The following is a 13,317-nucleotide window of genomic DNA, read 5'->3' as shown; positions in this document are numbered from 1 at the left end:
TTAACAATATTCGACAATCAAATTATAGGGTTTAAACAGAGCATTACAACACAATAATTTAACAAAAAAAGATAATGTTATCTATACATAATACTGTTTTGTAAAAAATATTATTTAAAATTGTATTAAGTATGTATATTGATCATATCTAACCTAAATAAAACAAATTAAAGAAATAGGTATCATGCAATGAGTGTTATCCGAAGATTTTTTACAGTAGGTACTTCAACTTTAGGAAGTCGTATTCTTGGCTTTATACGTGAAACTCTCATGGCTTCTACCCTAGGCATAGGCACAATAGCAGATGTTTTTTACATAGCATTTCGTTTCCCAAATCTATTTCGCAGGTTATTAGCCGAAGGAACATTACATACATCGTTTATCCCTATGCTTTCTATTGAATCAGAAAAAAATAGTCATCATGGCGCTCATAAGCTTTCATCCGAAATTTTTAGTTTTTTATTTTTCCTCCTATTAATATTAACTATTTTTATAGAACTTGCCATGCCAATCATAGTCCGATTCATATTAGCGCCGGGATTGGATCCTCAATCTGATGAATATTCTTTAACAATAAAATTATCCGTAATTATGTTCCCTAGCCTAATGTGTATATCGCTAGCAACTTTAATGAGCAGCATACTATTTTCCATAGGAAAATACTTTATAGCATCCATATCACCTATTGCCCTTAATATATCTCTTATATTTGTTCTGATATATTCACTATCAACTCATTCTATCGCAAAGGATGCAGTTTTTTTTCTTTCTTGGGGATTTCTATTATCTAGCATAATACAACTATTCGCATTATACTTTTATACGAAAAGTTACGGCTTTAAACTAAAGATCAAATATCCTTACATCACTGACAACGTCAAAAAATTTTTTAAGATAGCATCGCCTGTGGTTCTAACAGGAGGGATTGTTCAAATAAATCAGATAATAGGACAAGCTATAGCATCTGGTAAGGAAGGGACTATCTCATCTCTTCAATATGCTGAACGTATATATCAATTGCCGCTTGGAGTAATTGGAGTGTCTATAGGAATGGCGATATTGCCAGAACTATCTCGCGTTTTAAATTCAGGGGATGATAAAAAAAGCTTTAAAATACAAAATCAAGCAATTGAATTGGCACTTTTCTTTGCTATCCCTGCTGTTTTCGTTTTATGCACACTTTCAAAAGAGATTATACAAATAATATATGAGCGAGGAGCTTTTTCTCATGAGCATACAGGCGTTGTATCTTCTCTTTTATCAATTTACAGCATAGGCATCCCAGCATTCATTATGCTAAAAACTCTTCATCCAGCATTTTACGCTAGAAAAGACACAAAAACTCCTATGAAATTCACTTTGATGTCTATTATTATTAATGCAATAATATCAATTGCACTGTTTCAAATTATTGGAGGATATGGAATTGCTTGTGCTGAAATTTTATCTGGATGGCTTAATACTTTTTGTCTATTAGCCATCTTATTAAAACGGAAGCAAATTATCTTCCATGCCAAAACAATTTATCGCCTAATATCCATACTAGCATCTTCAGTAATTATGTGGATTTGCATCATGTGTCTCAAGTCCTATTTAAACAATAATATCATTTATGAACAAACATTAATGAATCAACTAAAAAATCTTATCATTATCTTATTAAGTGCTGGTTTAGTTTATTTGTGCTCAATAGTTGTTTTTTCCGGCAAAAATTTACTGTACTTATTAAAAAAATAAGAGATAACAATAGGAGATATAGTTATAAATCCTGTTTAATATATAGAAAATTCTGCTTTACAGAGATTATTTTCGGAATGTTCACTTAATGGGTTGATTTTGGTGTATTTTTACACTAAAATATACCTATTAAATAAGCAAGAGATATAGAAATATGAACATTATAAAGATTTTTGAAGTATTTCCAACTCAAGAAAAATGTATAGAGTTTTTAGAAAGAAAGAGATGGGGGGATAATATTTATTGTCCGTATTGCAAAAATAAAAATGTACACAAATCAAAAGAAAGGAATCGACATTTTTGCAATGATTGTCAAACTTCTTTTAGCGTTACAGTTAATACAATTATGCACGATACAAGAATGCCATTACAAAAATGGTTTTTAGCAATCTGCTTAATTGCAAATGCCAAAAAAGGTATTTCTAGCAGACAGTTAGCAAGAGATTTAGGCGTGCCTGTTAAAACAGCTTATTCATTATCTCAAAGGATAAGAAAAGCTATGTTAGGAGAAAAATCACCTCTTTTAAAAGGGATTATAGAGTTAGACGAAGCATATATAGGCGGTAAACCAAGATACTCAAATAACAATAATAAAAGAGGCAGAGGGACAAAAAACAAATGGTTGTTGGTGCAATAGAAAGAGATAGTAATGTTGTTGCAATGCCATGTAATGAATTTAAGCAAAAAGATGTTAGAAACCTAATATTAGAGAATGTAGATTTAAAAAATTCTGAGATTTTTACTGATGAATATAAAGTTTATAGCAGAGTGAATAAAATTATATCGCATAGCAAAGTTAATCATGGTAGCAAACAATATGTAAATGGTATTGTTCACACAAATACAATAGAAAGTTTTTGGGCGATAGTTAAAAGACAGTATTATGGACAACATCATCATTATTCTAAAAAATATACAGACAAATATATAGGGGAAGCTGTTTTTAAATATAATCATAGAAAAGAAACAAGCGAAAATGTGTTTTATAGTATATTAGAAAAGGTGTTGTATGTATAAATTTATAGATTTATTTTGTGGTATCGGAGGGTTTAGGCTTGCTTTGGAAAAAAGAGGACTAGAGTGTGTTTTTTCAAGCGATATAGATCCTCATGTTCAAGAGGTATATAAACAAAATTTTGGTGAAAAAGCCAGTGGAGATATTACAGAGATACCAGCAAAAAAAATACCGAAACATGATATTTTGTGTGCTGGATTTCCTTGCCAATCCTTTTCAATTTCAGGGAAGCACGAAGGAATATCTGACCCTAGAGGAAGGTTGTTTTATGAAATACAAAGGATTGCACAATACCATCAACCTTATGTCATGATTCTTGAAAATGTCAAAAATATATTAACTATTGACGGTGGAAATGTAATTAAAACAATCGAACAAAAATTAGATGAAATTGGTTATATGTTAAACAAGCATGTTTTAAATGCGTCTTATTTTGGTATCCCTCAAGCAAGAGAAAGAGTTTATTTTGTAGCTTTGAGAAAAGATATGAAAGATAGCAAAAAACCTAATTTGGATTATAGTCGACCTAAAGAAAGTAATAAGAAGGTATTTCTAGAAAGTATATTAGAAAAAGAAGTGGATAGTGATTTTATTGTAGTTAGAGGTGATATAAAAATCACAAAAAATGAAAATGATGTTTTAAATCAATTAAAGCCAATTAGAGTAGGAACTCTTAATAAAGGTGGGCAAGGAGAACGTATTTATAGCCCTAAAGGTCATGCTATAACTCAATCGGCATACGGTGGCGGAGTGGGTGCTAGAACAGGACTATACAACACAGAGCAAGGAATTAGGCGACTTACAATAGATGAATGCAAAAAAGCAATGGGGTTTCCAACAAGACATAAAGTCAGTAATGGATTGCAAGGTTATAAGCAACTAGGGAATGCTGTTGTTCCTGATATGATCGGTCATGTTTATGACAGTATAAGGATTATATAATGCTTAAAAACAATAAAAACGCTTACGCAGGCATGAATGTAGAAACATTAATTCAGAATACTATTGTAGATCAACCGTCAATAATTTACAAACTACAAGAATATTTCAATATAGAAGGTGCTTTTTCTAATACTTCTGGTTGTGGAATATATGGAGATAAATCAGATGTCAGAATCAATTTTGCATCAGGACATTGTATTGACGCTAACATAAAGAGCTTTAAATCTAAAGTGGCGTTCAATCAATTAGCAAGAATAAGTGTTTCTAAATTTTGCTCTGATTTTGGTTTAAACTCTAAACTCAAGGAAGAGTTAGAGGATATTATTGTTTCAAAATCAAAAAATACTAAAAACCCTTTATTTTTAGAGGAACATCATAAAAAATGGGGGAATTTTTTCACAGACAATGCAAAAAATATTTTAAAATGGGGGTTTTCAAAAAATCCAAATAGGGAGATCTTGGTTCTTTATAATAGAGATACGTCATTAGTACAAATATATCCCATGAAAGAAGTCTTGAGAAATTTACCAACTAATTTAACCTTTACAAAAGGAGGTTTTAATTTGGGTGGTTGTATTTCATTTCAAAGGAAAGGTGGTAATGGCTCTATGAGTAAAACAATACCTAAAACATCAATAAAACACCCAGGCAATAATATACAATTAAAATTAAAAATAAATAAATTCATAGAATATTTTCAATATATTAAGTTGGGGGAATATAAAATATAGCTTTATATAACCCATTAAGTGAACATTCGGTTATTTTTTAAAAAATTAAATAGAAAGTACTAGAAAATTAAAATGGAATCATCTCAAAATCTGCTGTTATCAGGCGTCCAACCAACTGGAGGATTGCACCTTGGAAATTACTTAAGTGTAATAAATAGAGTTGCAAAAGTACAACAAAACGTTAGTTGCAAAAATATGTATTTTATCGCAGATCTTCACTCTATCACAAATAACATGGTCCAAGAAGATCTAAAAGATCAGTCGCGATTAATAGCTTCTTCTTTTTTGGCGGCTGGAATTGATCCATATAAGCATATTATATTTAAACAGTCCGCTGTTTCTCAGCACAGCGAGCTTGCTTGGATTTTAAACTGTGTCGCACGTATGGGATGGATGAATAATATGATACAGTTCAAGGAAAAGAGTGGAAAAAACAGCGAAACATCCTCTCTTGGCCTTTATGCTTATCCTGTTTTAATGGCCGCAGACATACTACTATACCGTGCTACCCATGTTCTTATAGGAGAAGATCAAAAACAACATATTGAACTTACACGTCTAATAGCTCATAAATTTAACACTGATTTTATGCATAAAATTAATGAAATCCATAATAGATTAGAGAAGATAAATACAAACAGACCTTATGAAGGATTTTTCCCTATTGTCAAAACAGTTATAGACGATTCTGTAGCTCGCATTAAATCCCTAAAAGATGCTTCGAAAAAAATGTCTAAATCCGATCCTTCTGATCTATCTCGCATAAATTTACTTGATGATTCGGACACTATAGCAATGAAAATAAAAAAAGCCAAAACTGATTCCAACGTATTTCCTTCAGAAAAATCAGAGCTTGACAATCTCCCCGAGGTAAAAAACCTTATAGGAATTTTTACATCAATACAACAGACAACAATAGAAGAAGCCCTAAAAGAATTTGGGGGCAGAACTTTTTCTCAATTCAAATCATCTCTCACAGAGGTTATAATAGCAGAACTTTTACCTGTATCTACGAAGATAAAACGATTTTTGAAAGATAAAACATATATAGATTCAATTTTGATTGATGGAGCAAATGAAGCTCGTACTCGTGCTCAAGAAACAATGCTTCATATCCATGATATAATAGGTTTATAACACTGAAATTATTACCATATAATCAACAAAACAAGTTGATCTGTCATAAATTATGGAATTGATTGAGGTATAATACTTAATTTATATCAATAAATATGCTAATATGTTTATTAAAATACACTAGTTTTATGTTATGTTCTCTCGTAAAAAATCAAATTAAATAAACGATCTATTATAAACATTTACTAAATATTTTTTAGCATGAATACTATGCAAAATACATATTAGGCATTTACCAATTATCAAATTAAAGATATATTAAAAGACGTTATTATATACGCACTGTTTGTATCATCAATTAAACAAACGTAAGTAAAATATTGGCTATCTATACCAACCCAGATCTTCAAGAGCTAAAGAGTTTTATAGAAGAATATAAAATAGGTAAACTGAATTCAGTTGAACCTATAATTGATGGAATAGAAAACTCAAACTTTACTATCAATACCTCCACTGGAAAATTTATACTGACAATATATGAAAAACGGCTCAACGAGAATGATCTACCTTTTTTTATTGGATTGTTAAATCATTCTATTGAAAATGGCTTAAAATGCCCTAAACCAATACCAAGAAATGATGGGAAAATTTATGGAATTCTATCTGGACGTCCTGCAAATATTTTCTCTTATATCAAAGGTAAATCATTAAATGAAATTAACAATAATCACTGCAAAGAAGTTGGTAAAATACTTGCAATTATGCATCAAAAAACCAAAAATTTTAAAGCACATAGAAAAAATGATTTATCTCTTCCTGAATGGAAAATATTATGGAAAAAATGTTTAATATACGACATAGATGACCATCTTAAAAAAGAAATAGATTATGAATTAGATTTTCTAAAAAATTTTTGGCCTAAAAATTTACCAACAGGTATAATTCACGCAGATTTATTCCCAGATAACGTGCTATTTTGTAAAAATCATATTGCGGGATTGATTGATTTCTACTTTGCATGTAATGATTTTTTAATGTATGACTTTGCTGTTTGTTTTAATGCTTGGTGCTTCAATAAAGATAATGCTTATGATCAATCTAAAGGAAAAGCTATTTTCGAAGGATATAATGAGATACGTAAGATTTCAAAGGATGAGCTGCTATCTCTTCCTATTCTCTTGCGAGGATCAGCAATGCGTTTCTTTTTGACCAGATTTTATGATGCTCACAACATTCAATGTAGTGATTTTGTAATCATAAAAGATCCTGCGGAATATATCCATAAAATAAAATTCCATAAAAACATATTATCTATCTCACAATACGGATTTTAAAAATTTGAAAAAGGTAAAAGCATATATTGACGGAGCATGCTCTGGAAATCCAGGCCCTGGTGGCTGGGCAGTATTATTAAGATATGAAGGAGTAGAAAAAAAAATTTCAGGAGGAGAAAAAATTACTACTAATAACAGAATGGAATTAATGGCTGCAATTTCAGCTATGAAACTTCTTAAATACCCATGCGAATTATCTTTATATACAGACAGCTTGTACGTACGTAATGGACTATCCAAATGGATAAAAACATGGAGTAAAAATGGGTGGCGCAATTCTAAAAAAGAGCCCGTAAAAAATGCAGAACTATGGCAAACTCTTGAACAATATACAGAACAACATGATGTTACTCTTCATTGGATAAAAGGTCATTCAGGACATAAAGAAAATGAAATAGTTGATAAAATGGCAAGAGAAGAGGCTATATATTTCAAAAATAAAATATAAATACGCTCATATAATGAAGTATTTTATGCTGATCAAATACAATCCTGATATTATTTAGAAAAATATCATATTTGTCATAATGTAGAAATAAATAATGTTGAATTATTTTAAACATTAAATCTAATTTATTTATATAAATCATATCTTGTAAAATATTTTATATTTATATACAACTATAGGTTTGATATCCGCATATTTATCGTAATAATCATATAAATATTTTTTTGATATTTATAAAATAAAATTGTTGTTTATGAATGGAATTGTTGCCTATGTATAGAATTGTTCTATTTATTATATTTTGTATATTTTTCCCAAATAAAAATTCAGCCCAGGTAGTCCGCTTGGCATCTTGGAATATAAATACTCTTTCAGAAATATCAGGTAAGTCTATACTTAAAAATTCGGTGATACGGACAGATAGCGATTATGATCTTTTGAAAAAATATGCCCAAGAAATTAATGCAGACATCGTATCACTTCAAGAAATGGGCAGCTATAATGCCATTAAAAGAATATTTCCAGAAGATATATGGAATATATTATATGCTGAAAATGATAGCGGGGATAGTATACATACGGCGATAGTTATTCGAAAAGAAAAAATAAAAATTATTGAAAAAAATTATATATCAACAACTATCAATGAAAACGATATTCCAGTAATGGGTCAAAGAAATGCTGTTGAATTACTATTTAAAGTAAATGGAAAAAAAGTTTGGCTACTATGTGTACATTTAAAATCTGCCTGTCATTTAGATCATCTAGCTTCATATAACAAAAGTTGTGCAATACTTAATAAACAAGCAATTTGGCTAAATAGGTGGATTAATAAAAGAAAAAATGAAAATATGCCATTTATAATTTCAGGAGATTTCAACAGGAAAATAAACCGTTATGGGGAAGACGATGAATTTTGGCAACAAATAAGTAATAATACTAATTTGATACGTTTTCCATATTATAAAAGATCGAAGTGCCAAGCTAATCATTACAAGAATTCAGAACCGATAGATTTTTTTATTATGAATAAACTCGCATATCAGTACCATGTTGAAGGAAGCTTCTATGAATTTTCGTATAGAAATCAAGATATAAAAGAAAGAAGATATAATCTAAGTGATCACTGCCCTATAATAATAGAGTATGATTTTTAGCCATTTTAAAATATATAATAAATGACAATTTTGATTACCTTTTCATCCATTATAATAAATTGCAATAGCCCCTGATTAACTATAGTAATCCTTCTATTTATTTCCTATATTATGGATCTCATCATATGGGATAACAAATAATTCAGGGTTAATGTTTATATTTTTATTATAATTAAGTATCTCAACAAAAGTATTGTTCCCAAAACCATCAATAATTTTCCAGCTAATTAATCGATAAGATGGTCTGCTAAAAGTTAATGAAATCAAATTTTCATTAGAATTCTCTCCGAGAAAAACAGTAATAAATTCATTTTTTAGTTCTATCTCGTTTACACTGTTTTGCAATTTATCTCTTTTATTTGAAAAAATAAGTTCAAATATCGTATTTCTGAGAGGATATACACTCCAACTATCTAACTTTGAGTTATATAATGCTATATTGCTACCATCTGATATCAAGGTTAAATAAAAAGGATGACCATATTTAAAATATAATTTGCCAGGACGAGACATAAAAAACTCTCCTCTAAATATATTACCTTGATCATCCTTTTGCATAAAGCTGGCCTTGAGTGTTCTTATTGATACAAAGTGATCAATGGTTTCTTGTATATTTTTTTTCTGGATGTTTGATAATGCATATGTTGGACTATAAAAAATAGTACTGCAAAAAAATAAAAAAATAAACTTTATAATACCTATTAACCTATAAAACGATGAACTCATGGATGGAAATCCTATCCTATAAATGAAAATAAGCCTTATTAATGTATTAAATATAAAATAATTACTCTATAAACTCTTCCATGGAAGAAACTAATATTTCCCGTTTACCACTACTATTAGCCGCTCCAATAACACCTTTTTCTTCCATATCTTCAATAATAGAAGCAGCACGATTATATCCTATACCCAATCTACGCTGTATATACGATATAGAAGCTTTATTATCACGCAATACAATTGCTACAGCTTGTTGATATAGATCATCTGATTCAGATGAAGAAAATTTGCTTAAAATATCTACACCTTCTCCCGACATAATCTTATCGTTTAGATCAATGTATTGAGGTTTCCCTTGCATCTTCAAATGAGATACAACATCTTCAACTTCACGATCTGATACGAAAGGTCCATGTATGCGCTGAATCCTTCCTCCTCCTGTCATATAAAGCATATCACCTTTTCCCAAAAGTTGTTCTGCCCCTTGTTCTCCTAAAATAGTACGACTATCAATTTTAGAAGAAACTTGAAAAGAAATTCTTGTAGGGAAATTAGCCTTAATTGTACCCGTTATAACATCAACTGAGGGTCTTTGTGTCGCCATAATGACATGAATTCCTGCAGCACGAGCCATCTGAGCAAGACGTTGCACGGCACCCTCTATATCTTTTCTAGCAACCATCATCAAATCAGCCATTTCATCTATTACAACTACTATATAAGGCATGTGTTGAAGCTCAAAATGTTCTGTTTCATAAATTGCCTCTCCTGTTTTAGGATCAAAACCAGTTTGAACCGTACGGTTTAAACCATCTCCAGAAACATGAGAATGTGCTACTTTCATATTAAAACCATCAATATTACGTACCCCTATTTTAGACATTTTACGGTAACGTTCTTCCATTTCACATACCAACCACTTGAGAGCAAAAACAGCCTTTTTAGAATCAGTTACAACTGGAGTAAGAAGATTAGGTATTCCATCATAAATAGAAAGCTCTAACATCTTTGGATCAATCATAAGAAGACGACATTTATCTGGGCTCATACGATAAAGCAAGGATAGAATCATAGTATTTATAGCTACAGATTTTCCAGATCCAGTTGTTCCTGCTATTAAAAGATGTGGCATTTTGGCAAGATCAGCAACTACCGGTTCTCCTTCTATGTTTTTACCAAGATTTATAGCAAGATCAGACTTATTATTTGCAAAAGCATTGGAAACAATTAAATCTTTCAATACGACAGAATCACGTACATCGTTAGGAAGTTCAATACCTATAGCATTACGACCAGGTATCACCGCAACACGCGCCGAAACAGCACTCATAGATCTAGCTATATCATCAGAAAGACCTATAATACGAGATGACTTTATTCCAGGAGCTGGCTCTAATTCATAAAGGGTAACCACAGGTCCAGGTCGCACATTAACGATTTCTCCATGAATTCCAAAATCACTAAGTACTCCTGTTAATCTATAAGCATTTTCCCTCATAATATCAGGAGATAAATTAGCACTTTGCAAAGATGATTTTGAATTAGAAAGAATTTTTGAAACAGGAAGAGAAAAACTATCGTATCTAACAGAACTTTGATACGACATATCAATATTATTATCAACGTTTTTAGTATTACCAATACTTGGAAAAATATCTGTGTTAAATAAATTGTCTTTTCGAGATGTTAATATTCTGCCTGAATCAATTACATTAGAAAAGCTCTTATCCAAAGAAGGTTCTACTTTTCGATATTTATTTAAAATATTACTGTTTTCATACTCGTCTCTTCTCGTAAAAAACGGAAAATAAAACAACTCGAAAATTCGTGATATACTAACCATTAATAGACGCATGATATTCCATATAAATCCTAATATAGACATGCGTTTATCTTCCAATAACGTCTCTTTTTCATCTTTATCTTGAACATCATCCTGCACAATAACTATGGCATTAGAAGCAAAAAGCAAAAGGAAAATCATTAGACAAAACAATATCATCTTTAAGAAAAAAAATCTTATAGGATAAGTCTCAACAAACAGGATAGGCAATCGCAATATAGCATCACCAATTATTCCTCCAAATCCATTTTGAATAGGCCAAAACCTAGATGGTATAAAAGATGCAAAAAAAGATGATGATATCAAAAAATTAGCTATCCATGCAATAAACCTTTTTGAAAACAAATTAATATTATTGCCTAAAATCAGTGCTATAGACCATGCAATAGGAGGAGGAAGACAAAAAACGATCGCAATACCAAAACATTGCATAACAATATCAGCAAATATTGCACCACCATATCCTAAAAGATTATTAGGCAAATTAATTGTAATATAAGAAAGACTAGGATCGTATACATCCCAAGTTGCTAAGGCTAAAATAACCGATAGCAATAATAATATTAAAAATAATCCTATCAGGACTCTTATCTTTTTTCTAAACCAATGCAAAAATGAGAACCTTATATTTTAATATACATATAAAACAATGCTGCACTCTTTTATGAAATTGACGCAACACTAAGCTTGTCCATTAATCTTATATTAAAGTTAAAAATTAGTTCATTTTTCACTATATTTATTAATTTAAATATGATATTTTTTTGGTATTAAGATTAATTTTTAATTAATAAATAAATGATAGCTGATCAACTTATTAAAAAATATAATTTTAATATTGCTATTTTAGTATCTTCTCTGTTATGCTTGGTGCAGTTTTTTGACTGTATTTTTATCAAAAACAGGCCTTATATTCTTAATATTGTGGATACTAAAAATGGCTCAAAGACCTTTAATGCCTAAAGCTAGTGCTGTATGGCTTATAGAAAATACATCTATATCTTTCAAACAAGTAGCAGATTTTTGTGGCCTTCATCATCTAGAAGTAGTTGCTATTGCGGATGGCGAAACTCTACAAAATATCAAGGGATTTGATTTAGTGTCTGCTAATCAGCTATCTCGTGAAGAGATAGAAAAAGCAGAAAAAGATAAAGATTATAAAATGCAACTCTTAGAACAAAAAAATTATATTGTTGAAAATACCAAGCGTACAAAAAAGTACACTCCCCTATCCAAACGCCAAGATAGACCAAATGCTATATTATGGTTGTTACGCAATCATCCTAAGCTTAAAGATGCACAAATTGCTCGTTTGGTTACAACAACTAATTCGACTATCGAACAAGTACGTAATCGCACTCATTGGAATTCAACTAATCTATCTCCCATAGATCCAGTAATATTAGGACTTTGCACACAAGTCGATCTTGATACAGAAGTATCAAAAATCAAAAAAGATGCAGAAGATACAAATACTGGACGAGTAAAAGAAAAATATATATCAAAATAGATAAATTATTTTTATCATATAATTAATATCAACAGTATTAAGGCAATGTCCCATATTTATTGATATTATTATTATTAACATTTCTATATTATGTCATTTATATCACGAACGTATAGATGTCTTAGAAATGCGTTCTCCAAATATACCAGTGCCTATACGAACACTAGTAGCGCCGAATGCTATTGCTATATCATAATCTTTTGTCATACCCATAGAAAGTTTTTCAATTAAACATTCTTTGGCAATTTTAGATAAAAGACAAAAATGAGGCCCTGGATTAACATTAACAGGAGGTATACACATCAATCCTTCAACATTAAGTCCATATTTTTTTTTGCATAAAGAAATAAATTTTCTTGCATCTTTAGGCATAACACCGGATTTTTGTGTTTCAGATCCAGTATTAACTTGGATATAAATAGGCAAATTACGTTTCTGTTTTTCCATTTCAATAGAAAGCAATCTTGCTATTTTTTCTCTATCAACCGTTTCAATAACATCAAAAAAAGAAACAATTTCTGATAGTTTATTAGACTGCAAAGAACCGATAAATCTTAATTGTACTGGCCAATCTTTTTTCAAAGAAGTCCACTTTTGTTTTGCTTCTTGTAGCTTATTCTCAGCAAAAATCATGTGTCCTGAAGATAAAACAGATTGAATATTGATACTATCAACCATTTTTGAAACTACTACTAATGATACACTGCAAAGTGGACGATTTGCAATTATCTCATTATTTGCGATTTTCTGTTTGAATTCTTGCAATTTACTCTTTACAGACATATAATACCTTTACATAT

General features: G+C 30.3%; 10 protein-coding genes and 2 pseudogenes. 9 read left to right on the top strand and 3 right to left on the bottom strand.

Going from position 1 to position 13,317, the window contains the following annotated elements; genetic code table 11:
• The first annotated feature begins 189 nt into the window (after positions 1 to 189).
• The 8 genes and pseudogenes from murJ (at position 190) to LAM_RS05125 (ending at position 8,441) form a co-directional block, all read left to right on the top strand.
• The gene (gene murJ / locus LAM_RS00825) at positions 190 to 1,737 is read left to right on the top strand and encodes a murein biosynthesis integral membrane protein MurJ (protein WP_007556753.1); all 1,548 of its coding nucleotides are present in this window, start codon (positions 190 to 192) and stop codon (positions 1,735 to 1,737) included.
• A 154-nt stretch (positions 1,738 to 1,891) separates the two neighbouring features.
• Positions 1,892 to 2,754, top strand: a pseudogene (locus LAM_RS05605) (IS1595 family transposase).
• Positions 2,747 to 3,694, top strand: a complete 948-nt coding sequence (locus LAM_RS00815; protein WP_007556756.1) for a DNA cytosine methyltransferase — start codon at positions 2,747 to 2,749, stop codon at positions 3,692 to 3,694. The pseudogene LAM_RS05605 and the gene LAM_RS00815 overlap by 8 nt, the downstream one beginning before the upstream one ends.
• Positions 3,694 to 4,425, top strand: a complete 732-nt coding sequence (locus tag LAM_RS00810) for a hypothetical protein (RefSeq protein WP_007556757.1) — start codon at positions 3,694 to 3,696, stop codon at positions 4,423 to 4,425. The genes LAM_RS00815 and LAM_RS00810 overlap by 1 nt, the downstream gene beginning before the upstream one ends.
• A 72-nt stretch (positions 4,426 to 4,497) precedes the next feature.
• Entirely contained in the window at positions 4,498 to 5,562 is a 1,065-nt protein-coding gene (gene trpS, locus LAM_RS00805) for a tryptophan--tRNA ligase (RefSeq protein ID WP_007556758.1), read from the top strand.
• Positions 5,563 to 5,882: 320 nt separating this feature from the next.
• A complete protein-coding gene (gene thrB, locus LAM_RS00800) occupies positions 5,883 to 6,836 on the top strand; it encodes a homoserine kinase (protein WP_007556759.1) in 954 nt (317 codons plus the stop codon).
• A 4-nt stretch (positions 6,837 to 6,840) separates the two neighbouring features.
• Positions 6,841 to 7,284, top strand: coding sequence for a ribonuclease HI (gene rnhA / locus LAM_RS00795; RefSeq protein ID WP_007556760.1), 444 nt, complete (start codon positions 6,841 to 6,843; stop codon positions 7,282 to 7,284).
• A gap of 272 nt (positions 7,285 to 7,556) precedes the next feature.
• Positions 7,557 to 8,441 (top strand): endonuclease/exonuclease/phosphatase family protein, encoded by an 885-nt coding sequence (locus tag LAM_RS05125; protein ID WP_007556761.1) that lies wholly within the window; start codon positions 7,557 to 7,559, stop codon positions 8,439 to 8,441.
• A 93-nt stretch (positions 8,442 to 8,534) separates the two neighbouring features.
• Here the strand turns inward: LAM_RS05125 and LAM_RS00785 are convergent, their stop codons facing one another.
• Positions 8,535 to 9,167, bottom strand: a complete 633-nt coding sequence (locus LAM_RS00785; RefSeq protein ID WP_007556762.1) for a LolA family protein — start codon at positions 9,165 to 9,167, stop codon at positions 8,535 to 8,537.
• 61 nt (positions 9,168 to 9,228) lie between these two features.
• Positions 9,229 to 11,619 (bottom strand): FtsK/SpoIIIE family DNA translocase, encoded by a 2,391-nt coding sequence (locus LAM_RS00780; protein ID WP_240532025.1) that lies wholly within the window; start codon positions 11,617 to 11,619, stop codon positions 9,229 to 9,231.
• Positions 11,620 to 11,944: 325 nt separating this feature from the next.
• Here LAM_RS00780 and LAM_RS00775 point away from each other — a divergent pair.
• Positions 11,945 to 12,463, top strand: a pseudogene (locus LAM_RS00775) (cell cycle transcriptional regulator TrcR); the annotation flags it as partial.
• Positions 12,464 to 12,619: 156 nt separating this feature from the next.
• Here LAM_RS00775 and LAM_RS00770 read toward each other — a convergent pair.
• Entirely contained in the window at positions 12,620 to 13,300 is a 681-nt protein-coding gene (locus LAM_RS00770) for a YggS family pyridoxal phosphate-dependent enzyme (RefSeq protein ID WP_007556766.1), read from the bottom strand.
• Positions 13,301 to 13,317: the final 17 nt, after the last annotated feature.

Source organism: Candidatus Liberibacter americanus str. Sao Paulo (assembly GCF_000496595.1).
GTDB classification, from domain to species: domain Bacteria; phylum Pseudomonadota; class Alphaproteobacteria; order Rhizobiales; family Rhizobiaceae; genus Liberibacter; species Liberibacter americanus.
This window is presented reverse-complemented; position numbering and strand designations above follow the sequence as displayed.

Excerpts from the sequence above, each read along its gene's own strand:
- murJ (WP_007556753.1), top strand. The coding sequence starts at position 190 with ATGAGTGTTATCCGAAGATTTTTTACAGTAGGTACTTCAACTTTAGGA.
- LAM_RS00815 (WP_007556756.1), top strand. The coding sequence starts at position 2,747 with ATGTATAAATTTATAGATTTATTTTGTGGTATCGGAGGGTTTAGGCTT.
- LAM_RS00810 (WP_007556757.1), top strand. The coding sequence starts at position 3,694 with ATGCTTAAAAACAATAAAAACGCTTACGCAGGCATGAATGTAGAAACA.
- trpS (WP_007556758.1), top strand. The coding sequence starts at position 4,498 with ATGGAATCATCTCAAAATCTGCTGTTATCAGGCGTCCAACCAACTGGA.
- LAM_RS05125 (WP_007556761.1), top strand. The coding sequence starts at position 7,557 with ATGTATAGAATTGTTCTATTTATTATATTTTGTATATTTTTCCCAAAT.
- LAM_RS00785 (WP_007556762.1), bottom strand. The coding sequence starts at position 9,167 with ATGAGTTCATCGTTTTATAGGTTAATAGGTATTATAAAGTTTATTTTT.
- LAM_RS00770 (WP_007556766.1), bottom strand. The coding sequence starts at position 13,300 with ATGTCTGTAAAGAGTAAATTGCAAGAATTCAAACAGAAAATCGCAAAT.